The sequence below is a fragment of the Flavobacteriales bacterium genome, from assembly GCA_016716605.1.
Taxonomy (GTDB): Bacteria; Bacteroidota; Bacteroidia; order Flavobacteriales_F; family PHOS-HE28; genus PHOS-HE28.
The window spans coordinates 136,953-156,020 of the sequence record JADJWA010000002.1; the positions used below are offsets into that span (position 1 = coordinate 136,953).

The 19,068-nt window shown below is 61.6% G+C and carries 16 protein-coding genes; 9 read left to right on the top strand and 7 right to left on the bottom strand.

Annotated elements, in window-relative coordinates; all coding sequences use genetic code 11:
- Positions 1-48: 48 nt before the first annotated feature.
- Both IPM12_15550 and IPM12_15555 read left to right on the top strand, forming a co-directional pair.
- Positions 49-492 carry a KTSC domain-containing protein gene (locus tag IPM12_15550; protein ID MBK9149220.1) on the top strand — a complete coding sequence of 148 codons (444 nt, stop codon included), beginning with the start codon at positions 49-51 and terminating at the stop codon, positions 490-492.
- A 205-nt stretch (positions 493-697) separates the two neighbouring features.
- Complete coding sequence (locus tag IPM12_15555) at positions 698-2,542, top strand: PQQ-binding-like beta-propeller repeat protein (GenBank protein ID MBK9149221.1); 1,845 nt, start codon at positions 698-700, stop codon at positions 2,540-2,542.
- An 85-nt stretch (positions 2,543-2,627) separates the two neighbouring features.
- Here the strand turns inward: IPM12_15555 and IPM12_15560 are convergent, their stop codons facing one another.
- Positions 2,628-3,482, bottom strand: a complete 855-nt coding sequence (locus tag IPM12_15560; GenBank protein MBK9149222.1) for an SdiA-regulated domain-containing protein — start codon at positions 3,480-3,482, stop codon at positions 2,628-2,630.
- 117 nt (positions 3,483-3,599) lie between these two features.
- Here IPM12_15560 and IPM12_15565 point away from each other — a divergent pair, with 117 nt between their 5' ends.
- Positions 3,600-4,445: a T9SS type A sorting domain-containing protein gene (locus IPM12_15565; protein ID MBK9149223.1), complete on the top strand. Its 846-nt coding sequence runs from the start codon at positions 3,600-3,602 to the stop codon at positions 4,443-4,445.
- A gap of 76 nt (positions 4,446-4,521) precedes the next feature.
- On the opposite strand, the gene IPM12_15570 is transcribed toward IPM12_15565, so the two are convergent.
- Positions 4,522-5,034 (bottom strand): hypothetical protein, encoded by a 513-nt coding sequence (locus IPM12_15570; protein MBK9149224.1) that lies wholly within the window; start codon positions 5,032-5,034, stop codon positions 4,522-4,524.
- Between the two features lie 200 nt (positions 5,035-5,234).
- Here IPM12_15570 and IPM12_15575 point away from each other — a divergent pair, with 200 nt between their 5' ends.
- Genes IPM12_15575 through IPM12_15585 form a run of 3 tightly spaced genes read left to right on the top strand, consistent with a single transcriptional unit; the run spans position 5,235 to position 8,276 of the window.
- A complete protein-coding gene (locus IPM12_15575) occupies positions 5,235-5,819 on the top strand; it encodes a hypothetical protein (GenBank protein ID MBK9149225.1) in 585 nt (194 codons plus the stop codon).
- Positions 5,819-6,721: a tRNA (adenosine(37)-N6)-dimethylallyltransferase MiaA gene (miaA, locus tag IPM12_15580; protein MBK9149226.1), complete on the top strand. Its 903-nt coding sequence runs from the start codon at positions 5,819-5,821 to the stop codon at positions 6,719-6,721. Before IPM12_15575 ends, miaA begins: the two co-directional genes overlap by 1 nt.
- Positions 6,702-8,276: a hypothetical protein gene (locus IPM12_15585; protein ID MBK9149227.1), complete on the top strand. Its 1,575-nt coding sequence runs from the start codon at positions 6,702-6,704 to the stop codon at positions 8,274-8,276. The genes miaA and IPM12_15585 overlap by 20 nt, the downstream gene beginning before the upstream one ends.
- On the opposite strand, the gene IPM12_15590 is transcribed toward IPM12_15585, so the two are convergent.
- Genes IPM12_15590 through IPM12_15600 form a run of 3 tightly spaced genes read right to left on the bottom strand, consistent with a single transcriptional unit; the run spans position 8,277 to position 11,566 of the window.
- Positions 8,277-9,551, bottom strand: a complete 1,275-nt coding sequence (locus tag IPM12_15590; protein MBK9149228.1) for a SpoIIE family protein phosphatase — start codon at positions 9,549-9,551, stop codon at positions 8,277-8,279.
- A complete protein-coding gene (locus tag IPM12_15595; GenBank protein ID MBK9149229.1) occupies positions 9,542-10,558 on the bottom strand; it encodes a peroxiredoxin family protein in 1,017 nt (338 codons plus the stop codon). The genes IPM12_15590 and IPM12_15595 overlap by 10 nt, the downstream gene beginning before the upstream one ends.
- A gap of 36 nt (positions 10,559-10,594) precedes the next feature.
- A complete protein-coding gene (locus tag IPM12_15600) occupies positions 10,595-11,566 on the bottom strand; it encodes an EamA family transporter (protein ID MBK9149230.1) in 972 nt (323 codons plus the stop codon).
- 68 nt (positions 11,567-11,634) lie between these two features.
- On the opposite strand from IPM12_15600, the gene IPM12_15605 reads away from it, so the two are divergent.
- Positions 11,635-14,097 (top strand): transketolase, encoded by a 2,463-nt coding sequence (locus IPM12_15605; GenBank protein ID MBK9149231.1) that lies wholly within the window; start codon positions 11,635-11,637, stop codon positions 14,095-14,097.
- A gap of 164 nt (positions 14,098-14,261) precedes the next feature.
- Positions 14,262-14,540: a GIY-YIG nuclease family protein gene (locus tag IPM12_15610; GenBank protein ID MBK9149232.1), complete on the top strand. Its 279-nt coding sequence runs from the start codon at positions 14,262-14,264 to the stop codon at positions 14,538-14,540.
- Between the two features lie 57 nt (positions 14,541-14,597).
- Here the strand turns inward: IPM12_15610 and IPM12_15615 are convergent, their stop codons facing one another.
- Together IPM12_15615 and IPM12_15620 are read right to left on the bottom strand one after the other, a co-directional pair.
- Positions 14,598-16,175: a hypothetical protein gene (locus tag IPM12_15615; GenBank protein ID MBK9149233.1), complete on the bottom strand. Its 1,578-nt coding sequence runs from the start codon at positions 16,173-16,175 to the stop codon at positions 14,598-14,600.
- Between the two features lie 96 nt (positions 16,176-16,271).
- Positions 16,272-16,784 carry a hypothetical protein gene (locus tag IPM12_15620; GenBank protein ID MBK9149234.1) on the bottom strand — a complete coding sequence of 171 codons (513 nt, stop codon included), beginning with the start codon at positions 16,782-16,784 and terminating at the stop codon, positions 16,272-16,274.
- A 709-nt stretch (positions 16,785-17,493) separates the two neighbouring features.
- On the opposite strand from IPM12_15620, the gene IPM12_15625 reads away from it, so the two are divergent.
- A complete protein-coding gene (locus IPM12_15625; protein ID MBK9149235.1) occupies positions 17,494-18,999 on the top strand; it encodes a TIR domain-containing protein in 1,506 nt (501 codons plus the stop codon).
- The last annotated feature ends 69 nt before the right edge of the window (positions 19,000-19,068 follow it).

The window sequence follows — 19,068 nt, forward strand, 5'->3', positions numbered from 1 at the left end:
TAACCAATAAAAGCCGACCTTCGCGGCCGTTTCCGAAATCAGCACACCATGAAGGAGATCCTCGAGAGCCGCAAACTGCTGGGCGCCACGGCCGGCATCAGCCTGAAAGAGCTGAACCTCCTGTACAAGGGGCTGATGAAGCAGCACCACCCCGACCGCTTCCAAGAGGAGGCTGAGCGCGCCGAGGCGGAGGCCATGAGCCAGCGGATCATCGCGGCCTACAAGTTCCTCGAAGGCATGCATCCGGAGACGCTCTCGGCCCGCGCCGGCGAATTCGAGCAGACCATGACCAGCGGCATCTCCAATTGGGAGTACAAGGGCCAGGTGCTGCGCCTGCACTTCGGTGATGGCAGCACGCATGCTTTCTATGGCGTGCCGCCCAAGACCTACAACAAGTTCGTGGGCACCGATGCCACGCCGCGCTTCGTGCGCAGGCACCTGTTGGGCAACTATGCCCAGCGCAAGGTGACGAGCGCCGTAGCCGCGGAGTAGCGCGCGTCCGTTCGTGCGGATCGTTGCAGGGTGCAGCCCGTTCGGCATAACGGCACATACCTTGTCAGGCCGTACGCCCTAACCCGTACCCCTATGAACGCTTCACTACGCCCGCTCCTCCTCCCCCTTCTTCGCCCTCCAACTCATCTCCGCCGTTGCCCAGTTGAGCCCAGCCTGGACCGCTAGCACCGGTGCCGTGCAATGGATGCGCACCACCGCAGCAGGAGCCGTGGTCGTCTGCACCGCCGAGGGCCTCAAAGGCGTGGATCCCGCCACAGGCGATGTGTCCTGGACCTTGAAGGAATTGGCCGGAGCACCCGAGACCGGATACACCGAGGTGGACCGCTCGCCCTTCGTGACCCTCGTGCCCAATGGCCGGCCGGAAGCGCTCTTCATCGTAGAGCCCTTCAGCGGCACGGTGGCCTTCAGCAGCGATGAAGCCGGCATCAGCAACATCACCAGCAAGTATTTCCTCTACGCCAATAACGCCATCGTCCTTGTTGGGCAGAAGGCCGATAAGAAAGCGGCGATGGCCTGCGTGGATATGGGCACCGGACAGGTGCGCTGGACCAAGGACGACAGCTTCAGCCGGCTCACCGCCTGCAACAGCGCTGGTCCCGACGCGATCCTGCTGAGCACGCTCTTCTTCGCTTACAAACTGGATGCGAAGACCGGCGCCGAGCTCTGGAAGAAATGCCCTGATCCTTCTTTCGAGAAGATGGCGGGCTTCGCAGCATTGCTCGACAAGGGCGGCGCCAACATCAACATACCCGGCATCGGTGGCGTCTTCATCACCACGCCGCACGCGCCCGAGCTCTGCTTCATGGGCATGCAGACCGAGCAGCGCAAGGAATCGACCGATTCGCAGGGCAAGAAGACCGTGACGGTCACCTACAAGACCTTCGTGAACGCCTTCCGCATCGCCGATGGCGGCTATGCCTGGAGCGCGCCGTTGGAGTTCCAGCAGAAGCTGGGCACCTTGGTTCCCTTGAAGAGCGGACTGCTCGTGGGCGCCGGCGACAAGCGCAGCATTGACCTGCTCGATTATTCGAGCGGCGCTGGCAAGTGGGGCAAGAATGGCAAGGGGATCAACGTGAAGGGGATCCTGGCCGGCGCCGTGGAATTGGGCGACCGCACGCTGCTCACCAGCGGCAAGGACGATGGCGTGGTGACCCTGGTGGACGCCAGCGGCAACGAGGTCTGGAAGAAACCAGTGAAGCTCGATGGCGTGGTGCAGCAAGTGACCATGCTGGGCGGTGACCTGCTCGTGGCCAGTGCTGAGGAAGTGGAGGTGATCGATCTGTCAACGGGCCTCTCCCGGCTGGAGAAGCCCATGAAGGGCGGAGCGGGCCTCGTGGCTACCAGCGAAGGGAAGACCTGGGTGCTGAACACGAAGGATGGCCTCCTGTACAGCGTGCCCGCGAGCGGCGGTACGGCCACCGCAGTAAGCACCGCGCCGCTCTCCTTCGAGGGCAAGGAGAAGCCCACGCGCCTGGAGCACACCGAGGCGGGGCTCGTGGTGAGCAGCGATCAGAACCTGGCCCTGCTGGGAGCCGATGGCAAGGAGATCTACCGCAAGTATTTCCCGGCACCGCGCGAGAGCGGCCTGGTGCGTGCGCTGAAATACGCAAGCGCCGTGCGGGCCGCCTATTACGCCGCGGCGTTCGGCTACACGAGCGCGGCATTCGGCGCTGCGAGCCAGAGCATCCAGGTCACCGATGCCGGGAGTGCCGCCGCCCGCGACATCACCGGGGCCGTGAGCGATGTCTATGGTGAAGGGGCGCAGATGGCCGCTGGCGCCGCGAAGCGCTTCTTCCAGGAAGCCAACGCGCGCTTCAAGGCCAGCACCAGCACCGCGGGCATCCATTACCTGATGAGCGATGCCGGCAAGGGCAGCTATGTGCTGCAGGCCCTGAACAAGGCCGACGGCAGCGTGGTCGGCTCCATCCCCTTGGGCAACGACAAGAACCCCAAGTACGAGGTGGATGCCTTCAGCAACGCCGTTTATCTCGTTGATGGCGGAAGCGTGAAGCTGTTCAAAGTGCAGTGAAGGGCACCCGTTCCTGTCTGCGCATCGGGAACGCTTTCGATCCAGGCCTCGGCTATGGCCAGTGGCTCGTAAAGGCAAACCATCATCACTTGCGCTCGAACCGCAGCACGTTGGGTGATGTCCCCTTGCCTTCGTTGCTGATGAGCATAGCGCCGCTGGGGAGGAAGGTGATGCCCTCCGGTTTCGGGAAGAGCTCCTCGCTGAGTTCCTGTAAAGAAACCAGCTTGCCGGTCCGATCCAAGACCAGCAGCGTGCGGTCAACGGCGCTGAGCAGGTAATAGTGGTCTGAGAGCGGATCAACAGCCACCGAGCTGAAACGCAATTTAAGGGCTGGCACCGAACGGCCCTTGGGTGTGGTACGCTCCGGCACAGTGAAGCCAGCGGCCCGTGCTTGTGCGACGATGCCCGACACGGTGAAGCGCAGGACGGGCTCCGGCAGCAGCTCTCGCCTGGCAACGTCATAGGCATGGATGGCCCTTGAATCACGGGTGGTCGGATCACCTTTCACGACGCCCTTCGGCGCTATGAGGACCCGGCCCATGCGCTCATCATAGCCCAAGCCCTCAAGGTTGTCCTGAGGCAGTTGCAGGCGGAAGGTGTCAAGCACATCCATCTTCATGTCACCCATGGACATCCGATAGACAAGGCCGTCGCTGCGGAGCGCATAGTACTCGTTGCCCACGCGCGTGAGTCCCTCCAGATCGCCGGGCCCGCCGAAGGCAAGGGTTCCCTTGATCCGTCCTGAATTGACATCGATGAGGTACATGACAGCGAGCTCGTCCTGCACACAGGCCACTGTGAACTCGTCAACGTCCGTGAGCGCGCTCACCTCGGTGAGCATTCCCGGGAGCCGAAGGATGGCATCAGGCTGACTGAGTTTGAAAGGGAATGGCTGCGACTGCGCACAGAGAAGCAGGAATGCCAGGCCATTGAACCTCATGCACGCAAGATAGCCACGCCGATCACCGATCGTGGCGCTTCATCGGCTTGCTAGTCCGACCCATGTCCAAGCGAATACTCGGTGCGCTTAGCTTTGGTGGAACCAAACCCAGAACCCATGCGCATCGAACCCACGAGACTTTGCACGGTCCTCCTGATCCTGCTCGCACCGATCCTCGTTCGCGCTCAACAGGTGTACAAGGGCTTCGGCACCAGCAACAGCACCTTCCTGCTGGGGAATCTCACGGCGCTCCGCACGCAATGCCTCTACCTGCCCGGCGACCTGGTGAATCCGGTGAGCGGCCCGATCACCCGGCTCTACTACCGGTACGGCACCACGGGGCAGGCCACGGGCGTCACGCTCGGCAACCTCACGATCAAGCTGGGGCTCACGAACGAGGTGGCCTTCGCCGGCGGCAACACCTACTTCACCGGGCTGAGCACCGTGCTGGCATCCGCCTCCTACACGATCCCGGCCGGAACCACGGGCGATTGGTTCCCGATCGACCTGCAGACGCCTTTCCTGTACAACTCCAACCGCACCCTCATCATCGAGATCGAATTCCAGACCACCACTGCTGCGGCATTCGGCACATACGGCACTACGCCCAATAACGGACGGAAGCTCTATTCCAACACCAGCGGCACGGTCACGGGCACTACCACGAGCAGCACCTGGCAGGACATGGGCTTCGACCTCGATATGGGCGCGGGAATCGCGCACGTTGAAACGATAGGCGCCGCCTTGTGGCCGAATCCAGCGTCCCAAATCCTGAACATCGCCCTTCCCGCCGACCTCTCCGGGAATCTCGAGTTCATCGATGCGCAAGGGCGTACGGTGCTCACAGCATATGCACAGGGCGCTGCTGCGATCAGCATCGCGCCGCTCGCATCGGGTCCATACACCGTTCGGCTCACGGACACGGGCCGCAGCATCATGCTCGGCCGGGTGCTGAAGGAATAGCGTGCGCGGATCCAGGTGAACGCGAGCAGGGCCTTCGATGAGAAGGCCCTGCGCTGTTGTTGCGGCAATGTCCTGATCAGAATTCCATCGGCTTGTTGCGGCCGGGGGGGATCTTCTCCCGGCGGTGCGTAACGGCCAGGCAGCCGCCATCGGGATCGAAGCCGATGTTGCCCACAGGACTGTGGTAGCTGAAACCGGCCATGTGGCGCTCCAGCTCCAGGATCACGGCGAATCGCACATGGCGCTTGTTGCGTCCGGCTTGTCCCATCGCCGAGTGCGCGGTATTCACCACCACTTCCTTCGTCAGGTGCTCGGGCTTCTCGAAGCGCAGCAGCACCTCGGTGTTGGCGGGCACGCGCAGATCGAAGCGTCCGGTCTCTGAGACCTGCGCGGTGTTCACCACGCCATCCACCTCCACGCTCACCTTGGCATCGCGCCAGGTGTGGTCCTCCACGTGCAGCCAGCCGGTGAGGATCACTTCGTCCTTATCGGAACGGCTGCCGGGAGGCACTGCGGCAGAAGCAGCGCCCGCAAGCAGGAATGCGAGGCAGGCAGAGGCTTGTCGGAAGGAAGGGAAGCGGTGGGACATGTGGCGGTGTTTGGGCCATGCAACGGGAGGTCCGGCAGAAGGGTGCCAACGTTTCGACCAGCAGGTGCGGCCAGCCGGTTGAATGGGCCGACGCGCTGCCCAGGCGCCGCGCGGGAGCCCTTCTGCCGCTAGATTCGCGCGTTGTTGCCACGCCTGCCGCACGCAAGGCCACAGCCACCCAACCGCCCAACCCGCTTCCATTGAGAATCTACCGCTTCCGTGTCCTGATCGACCACCCGAGCGAGGCCTTCCGCGACATCGAGATCGGGAGCGACCAGAGCTTCTTCGACTTCCACAACGCCATCAAGGAGGCCTTCGCCTTCATCGGGCAAGAGATGGCGTGCTTCTATGTGAGCGACGAGAACTGGGACAAGGGCGCGGAGATCCCGCTGGCTGATCTGGGCTTCGCCGAAGAGGGCCATGTGCCCGCCCTGATGAAGGATGTGCTCATCAGCGATCACATGCGCAGCACCAGCCAGCGCTTCGTTTACGCTTATGACTTCCTGCATCTGTGGCTCTTCATGGTGGAGCTGATCGGCGCGGGCGAGCCGGAGGAAGGCCTGACGTATCCGCGCGTGGTGCTCAGCATGCACGAAGCACCCGACGAGCATAGCAAGGAGGACGACCTCACCGCAGGCATCCTCGAGGAGGACCCCTACGACCTGGGCGAGGAGGAGCATGGCATGGAGGACGATGACGATGACCTCTTCGGAGGTGAGGGCGAGGAAGGCGATGGCCACGATGAGTTCGGCCAGGGCGGCGGCGAGGATGATGAGTTCCGCTGATGCAGCTGCCCGCGCTCGTGATCATCGGCGGGCCCACCGCTTCGGGCAAGACGGATGCGGGCATCGCGCTCGCGAAGCACTTCGGAACGGAGGTCATCAGCGCCGATTCGCGGCAGTTCTATCGGGCGATGCGGATCGGCACGGCGCGGCCCTTGGAGCACGACCTGCACGGCGTGAGGCATCACTTCCTCGGGCATTTGGAACTGGAAGAGACCTGGAGCGCGGGCCGCTTCGCCCGTGAAGCGGAGCCCCTGCTGCAAGAGCTGCTCGCCAAGCATGGCATCGCCGTGCTCGTGGGCGGCAGCGGCCTGTACATCGACGCGCTGGTCAAGGGCCTCGACCCGTTGCCGGCCAGCGACCCCCGATTGCGCGAGCGCTTGCAGAAGCAACTCGAGGCGCGAGGCCTCGATTCGCTGGTGCAGGACCTCGAGAAGATTGATGCCACCACCCACGCGCGCATCGACCGGGCGAACCCGCACCGCGTGATCCGCGCGCTCGAGGTATGCCTGCTCACCGGCAAGCCGTACAGCGAGCAGCGCTCGGGCGCACAGGACCGCGCGGACATGCGCATCATCCGCATCGCCATGGAGCTGCCGCGCGAACAGCTCTATGCCCGCATCGACGAACGCGTGGACCGCATGATCGCCGAGGGACTTGTGGGGGAAGCGCGCGCCCTCCTTCCCCATCGCTCACTCAATGCGCTGCAGACCGTCGGCTACAAGGAGCTCTTCGCGCACTTCGATGGCGCGTTGGACCTGGCTGCGGCCATCGCCCTCATCAAGCAGCACAGCCGTAATTACGCTAAACGGCAGGTCACCTGGCTCCGGCGCGATGCATCGTGGCACTGGCTCCCGCCCGCCGATCATCTCGCGCACATCGCCCATGCGGAGGCCCAGCGATGACCGGCTCCTCCGCACGGCGGTTTGGCTGATCCTCGGCCTGGGCCTCGTCGATCGCACCATCGTCCTCTTCGGTTTCGCATTCACGCACATCGGCATCGATGATGCGCTGATCATGCAGGTGGCCGCCGATTACGGCAACGGGATCTTCCGCGAGCCCTTCCTCTACGGCCAGAACTACAACCCCATGCTGGAGGCCCTGCTCGCAGCGCCCTTCAACCGCGTGGGGGCTGCGCCGTGGATCGCGCTGCCCATCGTCACTTCAATGCTCGCGCTCCTCCCGTTCTGGTCGTGGAGCCTCTTGGCGCTCCGGAAAGGCGCATTGGCCCCCGCCTTGGTGATCGCCCTCGTGCCGCTCGTGCTGCCCGCGGAGTGGGCCATGATCACGAGCATGCCGCGCGGCTGGGTGCATGGGCTCGCGCTGTTGGCCTTTGTGCCCTGGGTGCTGAATGTGCGCCATGCGTTGACCCGGCACCTGCTCTCGGCCTTCGCGCTGGTGGCCGCGCTGCTCTGCAATGCGAATGCGCTGCCTGCTGTTGCTGCCGTCGCGCTCTGGCTGCTACTGCGCGATGGAAGGCATGCTTCGCTGTGGATCAGTGCGGCCCTTGCCTCCGCGACCGGTTATGGCGTGCATGGTGCTGCTCAAGCATGGTATGCCTCCCGACCCGGTTCCGTGGTGCATGGGATCGGCGCGAATGACCTGGCCTTCAACCCGTCGTTGATCATCGACGGGCTCGCGAACATCGGCTTGCACTTCGAGCACCTGCATCCCTTCGGCGGCTTGGGCTGGTTGCCCCTCGCCTTGCTGCTCGTTGCCGCATTCGTGCTCTTGCGCCAAGGCGAATGGCGCGTGGCGCTGTCCATGATCGCCGCGATGACCGTCTTGGTCCTAGCGCTCGGCATCCCCAAGGTGCATGAAGGATGCGCGAGCGTCTTTTTCCCGCGCTCGCGGATGATGCTCAGCGTGCCTTTGCTCTTGGCGGGCGTGCTCGCCTGGCTGCTGCGGAGCTCACGGGTTCCGCGCTGGTTCGCGATCGCGAGCCCGATCCTGGCGCTGATCACGGTCCTCGTGCAAGCACAGGCGCTGCACGGCACCGTGGATCGCGAGCTGGCCCAGCAGGAATGCGCCTGGGTTCGCCAAGAGCCGTCGGGATCGGTGCGTGACCGTTGCGAGACGATCCGTGAGACGGCCATCAACAACGACTGCCGCTTGATCGTTCCCATCCGCTGGCCGCACATCAAGGTGGACCATCGCACGCATTTCACCGCGCACCTCACCTGCTACGCATGCCCGGTGCTCGTCGAGGGCTTCCCGTCGGCCTATGGTGCCGGTTACGACCGTCGATCATGGGTGCGCGAGGCGCATCAGCAAGCGCCGCAAGGACGCGTGCTCTTCATCGGCGGCGATGGTGCCGCTTGGCAGCGCGCGGTCGCCGATGGCTTGGCCATCAAGGATGTCAGTGAGCAGAGCGTCCCGATGCACATCGCGCAATGCGACTCGATCGCCATCAGCGATCTCATCCTGCTCCTTGGTGTTGACGATGACCTCGGCCGTTGATCAAAGCTGCACGCCGATCAGCAGCACATCATCCACTTGCTCCTCGTTCCCCTTCCAATTGCGGAAGCGGTCGCTGATGGCCTGGTGCTGATCGTCCATGCCCAGGCCCGCGGTCTCCACGAGCCATTGCCTGAAGCCCGCGCTGCGCAGCTTCCTGCCCTGCGGCCCGCCGAACTGGTCGGCGATGCCATCGGAGAAGAGGTAGATGCGATCGCCGGGAAGGCATCGCGCTTCGTGCTGGGCGAAGGGCTTGTCGATGCCCTCGTGGTAGCCGATGGGCATGCGGTCGGCCTTCAACTCGGTGAGCGCACCGTTGCGCACCAGGTAGAGCGGATGGTAGGCCCCGGCGAACCGCAAGGTGGCGCTGCGCTCATCCACGACGGCCACGCTCACGTTCATGCCATCGCGGTGGCTCACCTCGAGCTCGCCCTTGTTGAGCACCTGCTCGAATCCTGCGCGCATGGCGTCGAGCATGGCCGCTGGCTCCGTGATGCGGCGCTGCAGCACCACCTCCTCGAAGAGCGAGGCGCCGATGAGGCTGAGCAAGGCGCCCGGCACGCCATGACCGGTGCAATCCGCCGCTGCCACGACCTTCTTCCCATCGACCTCGGTGAACCAGAACAGATCACCGCTCACGATATCGCGCGGACGGAAGAGGATGAAGCTCTCGGGGAACAACGCGGCGAGATCGGCCGCTTCGGGCAGCACCGCGCGCTGGATGCGCTGCGCGTAGCGGATGCTGCTGAGCAGGTCCGCGTTCTGGCGCTTCACCAGCGCTTGCTGCTCGCTCACCTTCTCCTGCAGGGCGATCCGCTCGCGGATGTCGCGGATGAAGAGGATGATGGCGGGCCGGCCATCGTAGCTGGTCACGCGTGCGCTGCTCTCCACGGGGAGCACGGCGCCGCTGGCAGTGAGCATCGGTACATCGTCATACACCGCGCCCTTCTTCTCCCACGCATCGGCGATGCGCTCGGCGCTGCGGTGCAGCATGCTGTCCGGGTGCAGTTGGAAGATGGTGAGGCCCTGCAACTCCTCCCGCGCATAGCCCAGCATCGATGCGGCCTTCTCGTTCGCCTGATAGATGCGGCCGTTGACGAAGTTGATCACGAAGAGTCCGTCGTTGCTGCCCTCGAGCACTTCCAGGTAACTGGCCCGGTCGCGCTCGATGCGCTCATGGCGCGCACGCAGCCGGTTGTACGCGAAGGCCAATCCGGTAGCGGCGCCGAGCAGCGCCACGGGCACGGCCACCACGGCGAGGCCAATGCTCAGCTCCATGATGCTGCTGGTGTCGCATTGAGGCCTTGGAGCGCACCGAAGATCAGCTCCGGGTCCAGGAACTCGCCGACCCGATCGGGGCGCGAGACGTAACGCACCATGCCATCGACGTCGATGAGGAATGAAGCGGGCAACGGGATGCCTTGCTCGTAATCAACGCCCACCTCGAGCAAGGGGTTGTTGTACACCACGCCGTATTGCCCACTCACCTGCTGGTCGCTGTCACTGAGCATGCGGTAGCCCACGCCGATGCGCGCCACCATGTCGCGGTTCACGTCGATGTTGTCGGGGCCGATGGCCACCACGTGGACGCCCTTCTCGGCGAAGCGCTGCCGATTGCGCTCGTAGGTGCGCAGCATCATGTGGCAGCCGGGGCACCAATCGCCGCGCACGAAGATCAAGAGCACCGGATGCTGGCCACGGTAGGAAGAGAGCCGCACCGGGCGCCCGTCCTGATCGGGCAGCGTGAAGTCCACCGCCTCCTGCCCCACCTGCACCTTGTAGCCGAAGCGCGTGCTGCGCCGGATGCGGAAGCCGTCCTGCACATAGCTGAAGGTGAGCCCGAGCGCGCCCACGATGGGCAGCAGCGGCGCGAGCCAGAGGTCCCAGGCGAAAGGCTGGCCACTGACCGCAAACGCATACAGCCCTGCGGCGGCGACCGACATGCCCGAATCGAGCCAGAGCAGGTTCACATAGGTGAACTGCTGCATGAAGGCCTGCCGGGCGATGATGGCCGTGCCCGACAGCAGCATGGCCAAGGTGAGCATGGGCCAGGTGCTGTAACGCAGGTCGAGCGCGATGCCGATGGCCAGCGCCGTGAGCAGGATCAGCGTGAATTGGTAGTTGCTCGTGTACTTCTTAAACTCGAGCTGAACGAAGCCGTGCGCCAGCACAAGCATGCCGGCCATGAGCAGTGGTTCACCGAGCAGGAGGGGCACGGCCGAGGCCAGCAAGAGGAGCAGGGCCAGGCTCGTGAAGGGGTGTATCCGCGTGAGCACGCGCGTCATACGGCACACGTGTGGGCGATGTTGCCCGCACGCCGTTCAGCGGGCGCGGTACTTCGCCCAGTTTATGAGCAGCACGCCGAGCAGGATTATCACCAGCCCGCCGATCTCCATTACGCCGATCTGCTCCTTGCCCAGCCATACGCCCAGCAGCACGGCCACCACAGGGTTCACGTAGGCATAGGTGCTCACCTGCGTGGCCGGTCGCACGCTCAACAGCCAGACGTAGGCGCTGAAAGCGATCACGCTGCCGAAGACCACCAGGTAGGCCTCGGCGATCCAGGCATTCCGCGGCACATCGGCGAAGGAGAAACCCTCCCATTCGCCGCGCGCCACGCTCACCGCAAGGAAGCACACGGCGCCCGTGAGCATCTGCCACGCGCTGTTCGCCGTGTTCGAGAGCTTCACGGGGTTGTACTTGCTCCACACCGAGCCGCTTGGCCAGGCCAGGATGCCCAAGGCCAGCACCGCGATCGCCGTGGCCTCGGCCTCGAAACCTTGATCCGTCAGTTGCACGCTCAACCGCTCGCGGAAGAGCAGCCACACGCCTGTGATCCCCGCTGCGATCCCGATCATGGTGGTAGGGCTTCGGAAGTTCACGCCCCACTGCGGCTTGTCGACCAGCGTGAAGGTGAGCGGCGCCACGGCGATGGCGATGGCCGCCACGCCGCTGGGCACCGTTTGCTGCGCCCATACCACGGCGCCGTTGCCCACGAAGAGCAGGAGGAAGCCCACGAGAAGCACTTTCCAAAGTCCGCTCTCCGGCACTACGCTGAAACCCTGTGCCCGGGTCATCACGAACATGATCACGCTCGCCGCCGCGAAGCGCAGGCCGCCGAGCATGAAGGGCGGGAAGCCCGTGAGCGCCTCCTTGATGCCGTAATACGTGCTGCCCCAAATGATGTAGAGGGCCGCAAAAGCAAGGATGACCTTGAGGCGGGAGGGTGCGGCAGGCACGGGCATCCGCCTCGGCAACCAACGCTCCAGCGAACGGGCGCGAAGATGCTGCATGAAGCTGCACCGCGCATCACTTCACCTTCACCCCATGCCACTACCTTCGCCACGACCCGTTATCAGCCATGGCCCGCACCAAGACCGCACCCGAAGCCGAGATCAGCTTGAGCGAATTGAAAGAGGAAGTCCTGCGCGATTACGAGCTCTGCGTGCTCAGCCGCGAGGCCTCGCTCATCGGCCGCAAGGAAGTCCTTGGAGGCAAGGCCAAGTTCGGGATCTTCGGCGATGGCAAGGAACTGGCGCAGGTGTGCATGGCCAAGCAGTTCCGCGATGGCGATTGGCGCAGCGGCTACTACCGCGACATGACCTTCATGTTCGCCATCGGGCAGCTCACCGTGCAGCAATGGTTCGCGCAGCTCTATGCGCACGCCGATGTGCAGGCCGACCCCAGCAGCGCAGGCCGCAGCATGAACGGCCACTTCGCCACGCGCAGCCTCGACGACAACGGCGAGTGGAAGGACCTGATGGCCCAGCCGAACTCATCGCCCGATATCTCCCCCACCGGCGGACAGATGCCGCGACTGCTCGGCCTTGCGCAGGCGAGCAAGGTGTTCCGCAACAACGAGGCGCTGCACGGCCACACGCACCTCACTGATAGAGGCAATGAGGTCGCCTTCGGCACCATCGGCGATGCCAGCACCAGCGAAGGTCACTTCTGGGAGACCATGAATGCCGCCGGCGTGCTCAGCGTGCCCTTGGCCATGAGCGTGTGGGACGATGGCTGGGGCATCAGCGTGAGCAAGGCCTACCAGACCACCAAGGGCAGCATCAGCACGCTGCTCTCCGGCTTCCAGCGCGAGCCGGGCACCAATGGCATCGAGCTCTTCAAGACCAAGGGCTGGGACTACGTGTCGCTGAACCGCACCTACGAGACGGCCATCGCCCTGTGCCGCGCCGAGCATGTGCCCGTGCTCATCCACGTGGAGGAGGTGACGCAGCCGCAGGGCCACAGCACCAGCGGCAGCCACGAGCGCTACAAGAGCAGCGTGAGCGATTGGATCCGCGACAAGGACGGCAACCGCGTGGAGGAAGTGCCCCTGCTCGATTGGTACAAGGTGTACGACTGCAACGTGAAGTTCCGCGAGTGGATCCTGAATGCGCGTCCCGGCGGCGAGCTGATCGCCAGCGTGCAGGAGCTCGAGGAACTGGAAGCCAAGGCCAAGGCCGATGCGCGCGCCGCGCAGAAAGCCGCGTGGAAAGCGTTCCAGGACGAGATCAAGTCCGAGTTGAACGATGTGGCGTTCATGATCGAAGCGCTGGCCGGTGCGCGTTTCCCTGAGGGCTCGAACACGGCGGAGACCATCACCAACCTGGTCAAGGAGCTTCGTTCTGAGATGAGCCCCGGTCGCAAGGAAGTGGTGAGCGCTGCCCGGCGTGCGTTGCTGCTGGCCGCCACGGCTGATCCCATCGCACGCCAGCCTCTGAAAGATTGGATCGAGAACGCGATGTCGTTGAACGGTGACCGCTACGGCTCGCACCTCTACTCCGAGAGCGCGAAGAGCTGCCTCAAGGTCCGCGAAGTGCCGGTGGAATACGCCACCGACGAACAGGTCGACGGCCGCATCATCATCCGCGACAACTTCAAGGCCCTCTTCGAGCAGGAGCCGCTGCTGCTCACCTTCGGCGAGGACACCGGCAAGATCGGCGATGTGAACCAGGGCATGGAAGGCATGCAGGGCTGGTTCGGTGAATTGCGCGTGAGCGATACCGGCATCCGCGAGGCCACCATCCTCGGCCAGGGCATCGGCATGGCGCTGCGCGGACTGCGCCCCGTGGCCGAGATCCAATACCTCGATTACCTGCTCTATTGCCTGCAAGGCATGAGCGACGACCTGGCCACCGTGCTCTGGCGCACCAAAGGCGGACAGAAGTGCCCGCTCATCGTGCGCACGCGCGGCCACCGCTTAGAAGGCGTTTGGCACAGCGGCAGCCCCATGGGCATGATCATCAACAGCCTGCGCGGCGTGGTGGTGTGCGTGCCGCGCAACATGCAGCAGGCCGCTGGCATGTACAACACCTTGCTGCAGAGCGACGACCCCGCGCTGGTGATCGAATGCCTCAACGGCTACCGCAGCAAGGAGCGCCTGCCCAGCAACCTCGGCGAGTTCACCGTGCCCATCGGCGTGCCCGAAGTCTGGTGCGAAGGCACCGACATCACCATCGTGAGCTACGGCAGCACCTTCCATGTGGCACAGAAAGCAGCGGAGCGCCTCCACGCCCTCGGCATCGATGTGGAGATGATCGATGTGCGCACCCTCCTCCCCTTCGACCTCAACCACACGATCGTGGAGAGCCTGAAGAAGACCAACCGCCTGCTGGTGGTGGATGAGGATGTGCCCGGCGGCGCCAGCGCGTACATCCTGCAGCAGATCCTGGAAGTGCAGGGCGGCTACCGCTACCTCGATGGCACGCCTTCAACCCTCACCGCGAAGGCGCACCGCCCCGCCTACGGCAGCGATGGCGACTACTTCAGCAAGCCGAGCGTGGAGGATGTGGTGGAGAAGGTGGTGGGGATGCTCAGTGAGTAGGGTGGCGCTTCGCGCGTAACGAGATCGCTTCAGCCCCGCCCCAGGCGGGGCTTCGCGATGACCGGCTTCGGGTATCAATACCCGAAGCCGGTCATCGCGAGGCTGGCCGCCAGGCCAGCCGAAGCGATCTTGCAACCTGACGACCGTGATCAGCACCAACGAACATGACCGCCTGGGTGTACATCATGACCAACCGCCGCGGCGGCGTGCTCTACGTGGGCGTTACCTCCGACCTCAAGGGCCGCGTGGCCAAGCACAAGAACAAGACCTACCCCAACAGCTTCTCCGCGCAGTACAATCTGGACAAGCTCGTGTACTACGAGAAGATCGATGGCATGAGCAAGGCCATTGAGCGCGAAAAGCAACTGAAGGCCGGCAACCGCGCGCGCAAGGTGAAGCTCATCGAGGGCATGAACCCGGAGTGGACTGACCTCTGCTCATAGTGACTCGCCCGCTGTGGACTCTTTTTGAGAGACCTGTTAAGGTTCCACATCGGAGGTTCAGTGGACAGCCGCAACACGGTAAGTCGCGAGCAGTCTTCCATACTTGTCAAGTACGGTGACGAGGAATAGCCCTGAGCTCTTGCCTGCAAGCGTTATGCTCAACGATGCGCTCTGCACGCGCCAGGACTCCAGTTCCTGGCCAAGTCCATTGTAAAGGGATACTGTTCCCTGCGATGGGAGGCTTTGCATGGCCACTGTGCCGGAACCCGCATCGATGACCAGATCGGTCGTAATCGGAGCGCGTTCCGCGAGACCAACATTGCCACATATGTTCTCGAGCAATGTGGCCGCAGGATTGGCCGTCGGCATTAGCGGGGATACCCCCCCAGCCCCTAGCGCTTCGCCCTGGACACCAAGGTACCAAGTCGGCGAAAGCGTGTTCATCACCTCGGTCGCAAGTTCGCAGTCCGCACCCATGCCCTGACCGTCCAACACGGCCATGCAGATGTCCCGCGAACCTGGGCCGGTGTCTGCAACAGAAGAGGTCAGGGCCAACGAACCATCTGTAAATTGGGCATGTAGTCCGGGCTCCGTGGGCATGATGTTCCACCCATTCAACCGGCGCTGCCAAACCAGATTACCAGCGTCATCAAGCAGCACCAGCAGTGGGTAACAAGACCCAGAGCAGAACTCTCCACTGATCAGGAAGCCTTGATTTACCTCCTGAACGGTCCGGAAGCGGCAACTTCCGATTCCGCCGTCGAAGACCCTCGTCCACAAGGTATCCCCAACGTTGTTTACCCGAATGGCGAGGGCCGGCCCACCGCTTGTGGCTCCCACCGCGACATAGCCGCCCGTGGCGATTTCCTTCACATCATGGAACTCCTCGGCCGCGGCGAGACCGAAAGTGCGCGACCACTCGATATCACCATCGCCATCCACCTTCATCAGCAGGCCATCGACTCCAGAGCCTGCCACAAGTGTTGAGCAAGCCACGATAGCACCCCCATCGGCAGTTGGAGAGACCCCGCCGGTCACTTCAGCATTAGAAGTTCCGTACCGTTTGGACCAAAGCAGCGTTCCGTCCGCTCGGAATTTGTCCAATTGGATGTCCGAGTTGGTTCCAACTGTATAGCCAAGGGCGTAAACCATCTCATCAATACCTACGCATACCGCTGTGTAGCGCTGAACTGCGCCCGTATAGGCCCAATCCACATCCCCCAATGAGTCCACACGGAGCAGGATACCGGAAGTCGGCTTTCGCCCCCCTGCCACCATGATGCTACCGTGACTACAAGTAGCGAGATCTAGTGCCCATGAGACTATCCCGCAGTCGTAATGTCTAGACCATTGCATTTCTCCAGACCGATGAATTCTCGTCAGGTAGAGATCATCCGCGTTGGTCCCTGCCACGAAGCTACCGGTCATGCCTCCCAGAATCACCGCATTGTCTTCGGTGGCACAGATCGCATATACCCGGTCGTTCAGAAGGCCGCCAAATGCACGTTGATAATAGGGTTGCCCCTGGACCACGCCTTGGAAAAAAAGCACAAGGCAGAGGGGGATTGAACCGTCCTTCAAGGACTCACGAGGATTGACGAACGAAAGTACATCGAACAAACTCCCCACGCTCACGCAAATCTCTTCCGTTGGTTCGGATCTGTGATCCCGACCACCGCCCAGCTTACCGGCTTTGTCAGCCAACTGCGGCGCACACGGCAGCATGCACCTTTACGGCAAACCAGCAGCGAGAACGATCCCAATCGTAAGAAGCGTGCCCAGAACAATGCCTGCGGCCGCTGCCCCACCACCCTTCTTCTTCACTGCAACCGGTTCCGTGGTCTTTGCTTTCTGGAGCACACCGGCTTCAAGCAAAGGCACATCCTCAGTTCGCATCAAGCGGAAATTCTTGTAATTGGCAGGAAAACCGACAACGGTAATCGTCGTGCGCATTCCCGTTGTCTCCGTGGTGAAAGTTGGCTCCACCAGCACGTCGGCTGCTGCGGTCTTAATGGCGTCAGCAATCACCATGCTCTTCAATGTCTCCATGTGAATGGTACTGCTCTCCGTCAAGGAGGCCGAAATCTTTGTGACCCGTACCTCCAGTTCGCCAATCACCGGATGTTGGATCACGCCTGCACCATAAATGTCCATTGACTTCGAGGTTTGCACTTTAGTTGTGGTCGTACAAGAGGCAAGGCCCGCCAACAGCACGACACAGAGAAGGAAGGATGTGTACTTCATCAGTTAGCAATTGGTAGTATACAACGTTAATGAATTTCTGGCACTGCACGGCCTCCTTCCAGCAGTCCGCGCTTTGGCCCCCGCTCCCGCGAATCTCTTCAGCTGGTTCAGATCTGTGATCCGGACCAATACATCATCCTCTAGTGTGGTACCACGGCTCACAGATCCGCGGTATCGGAGAATTTCTACTTTTAACTTCCGGCTGGTTCTCCAGAAACGGCGGACGCCAGTTGGCCAACCGTAACAACTACCAACACCAATGACCACCCTCAATCTCCAAGACGCTCGGAAGCGGTTCGCCGAAATCCGTGAAGAGATCAGTAAGCTTCAACTGGAAGCGGAACAGATCCTTCTTGCGCATCAAGACCAGGCTAAGTCTGAAGGCTATGGCCAATGTGCCCACTACGACAAATGCCATTGTGAGCGATACTATCACGGCAACGGTGGACCTGGAGTTTGTGGTAGTATCTACAAGGACACGTGGTGCGGGCACTATGCGTCAGAACATGCATTCTGACCCCCGTGAAGACCTAGAAAGAATCACGGATCGCAGATCCGCGGTAGCGGGAGGAGAATTAACTTAGCCTGCAAGCCCAGCGTAGAGGATGTGGTGGAGAAGGTGGTGGAGATGGTGAGGGGGTGAGGGGAATACCAGGTCATGAATAGGTGCGACAGCTGTGGAGAATCCGAAATATTCAATTACCAGCGGATGAAAGAGAAGATACCAGAAACCGCCACTCTGCGGCTTGAGGAAGTCTTTCGTACCAATGGAACTCCCACATACACCTTTGTCGTTCCGAAGCGCTACCCGGAAATTCTGCTCAGCCTACGCACTGCCGGAAGGTGCTTAGTAATTGAAGGCCCGTCGGGCATTGGTAAGACATCCGCTATTGAGAATGCCATAAAGGAGGCCGGTCTATCCGGGGACGTGCTCAGGTTAAGTGGAAGACGACCCACGGACATAGAGTACATCCGGAGCATTTCTACCACAAAAGGGGCTGGAGTAATCGTCATCGATGACTTTCACAAGCTTGATGCAGCGCTGCAAAACAGCTTAGCAGATTATCTAAAACTGCTTGCCGATGGTGCTGACGATGATACTAAAGTCATCATCATTGGGATAAACAGAGCCGGCGACAGCCTCATTCATTTTGCGAATGACCTTGTGAACAGGTTAGATATCGTTGAGTTTGAATCGGAACCGGATGAGAAGATTGTAGCGTTAATTGAAAAAGGAGAGGACTCGTTAGGTCTGAAGATTGGAGTCAAGGGTGATGTAGTGGAGGCAGTCCATGGTAGCTTCTACCTCGCACAGATGCTCTGTCGAGAGATTTGTCTTGAATCGAAGGTGCTTGAGAGAACACATGTGCCGAAGTTCTTAGATACCAGTTTCGAGTTAGTAAAATCCAGTGTATGGACCCGACTCGACAAGGTCTACCGTCAGCGCTGCATTGACTTTTGTCGTGGGTCAAAACTGCGCAAGGCTGGCAGGGCGCCATACCTGCATGTCTTGCACTGGTTGTCTGAATGTCCGAGTTGGTCTTTGAATCTTAAAGAAGAACTTCGAAAACACAATGAATTGCGCGGAAGCATCGGCCAAGTGATTGACAAGGGTTTTCTTGGAGAGGTAATCAATTCAAATCCGGATATTGACTCAGTGATTCACTTCAATGAGGACGCAGAAACCTTGACGATTGAGGACCCGCAGTTCCTCTTCTACATCAGCAACATTTCTTGGAGGTCCTTCGCGAAGGAAATCGGATTCACGACCATTTCATTCAATCGCAAGTATGACTTTGCTCTGTCCTTTGCAGGGCCGGACCGAAGCTACGCAAAGGGCATTTTCGATGCCTTGACCGAACATGAGGTCGAAGTCTTTTACGACAAGAATGAACAACAGAGAATTCTAGCCGAGGACGTTGAGGAGTATCTGCGACCGATATATGCATCAGAAGCAGAATTTGTTGTCGTACTGCTTGGCAAAGATTACCCGATGCGAGTTTGGACAAGGCTTGAATCCAATGTGTTTAAGGACCGGTTCCAGGACGGAAAGGTCATTCCTATTTGGTTTGATGATGTTGCTGAGAGTGCCTTCGATGAGAGCCGAAAAGTCGGTGGACACACAATCAAGAAGGCCGCAGATAAGGACGACGAGATTAGAGCCGTCGTTGACCTCTTGATTGCTAAGTTACAGGACAGTCGAAACAGCAATTAGCTCGGCGCATAGTCTAAGGACTCACAAGCCCCCCGCTACCGCGGATCTGCGATCCGTGGCTTCCATCAC

What these genes read in the sequence shown, in the direction of transcription:
- IPM12_15610 (MBK9149232.1), top strand. Translation starts at nt 14,262, where the DNA reads ATGACCGCCTGGGTGTACATCATGACCAACCGCCGCGGCGGCGTGCTC.
- IPM12_15600 (MBK9149230.1), bottom strand. Translation starts at nt 11,566, where the DNA reads ATGCAGCATCTTCGCGCCCGTTCGCTGGAGCGTTGGTTGCCGAGGCGG.
- IPM12_15605 (MBK9149231.1), top strand. Translation starts at nt 11,635, where the DNA reads ATGGCCCGCACCAAGACCGCACCCGAAGCCGAGATCAGCTTGAGCGAA.
- IPM12_15590 (MBK9149228.1), bottom strand. Translation starts at nt 9,551, where the DNA reads ATGGAGCTGAGCATTGGCCTCGCCGTGGTGGCCGTGCCCGTGGCGCTG.
- IPM12_15620 (MBK9149234.1), bottom strand. Translation starts at nt 16,784, where the DNA reads ATGAAGTACACATCCTTCCTTCTCTGTGTCGTGCTGTTGGCGGGCCTT.
- IPM12_15570 (MBK9149224.1), bottom strand. Translation starts at nt 5,034, where the DNA reads ATGTCCCACCGCTTCCCTTCCTTCCGACAAGCCTCTGCCTGCCTCGCA.
- IPM12_15560 (MBK9149222.1), bottom strand. Translation starts at nt 3,482, where the DNA reads ATGAGGTTCAATGGCCTGGCATTCCTGCTTCTCTGTGCGCAGTCGCAG.
- IPM12_15555 (MBK9149221.1), top strand. Translation starts at nt 698, where the DNA reads ATGCGCACCACCGCAGCAGGAGCCGTGGTCGTCTGCACCGCCGAGGGC.
- IPM12_15565 (MBK9149223.1), top strand. Translation starts at nt 3,600, where the DNA reads ATGCGCATCGAACCCACGAGACTTTGCACGGTCCTCCTGATCCTGCTC.
- IPM12_15585 (MBK9149227.1), top strand. Translation starts at nt 6,702, where the DNA reads ATGCGGAGGCCCAGCGATGACCGGCTCCTCCGCACGGCGGTTTGGCTG.
- IPM12_15595 (MBK9149229.1), bottom strand. Translation starts at nt 10,558, where the DNA reads ATGACGCGCGTGCTCACGCGGATACACCCCTTCACGAGCCTGGCCCTG.
- IPM12_15625 (MBK9149235.1), top strand. Translation starts at nt 17,494, where the DNA reads ATGAAAGAGAAGATACCAGAAACCGCCACTCTGCGGCTTGAGGAAGTC.
- IPM12_15550 (MBK9149220.1), top strand. Translation starts at nt 49, where the DNA reads ATGAAGGAGATCCTCGAGAGCCGCAAACTGCTGGGCGCCACGGCCGGC.
- miaA (MBK9149226.1), top strand. Translation starts at nt 5,819, where the DNA reads ATGCAGCTGCCCGCGCTCGTGATCATCGGCGGGCCCACCGCTTCGGGC.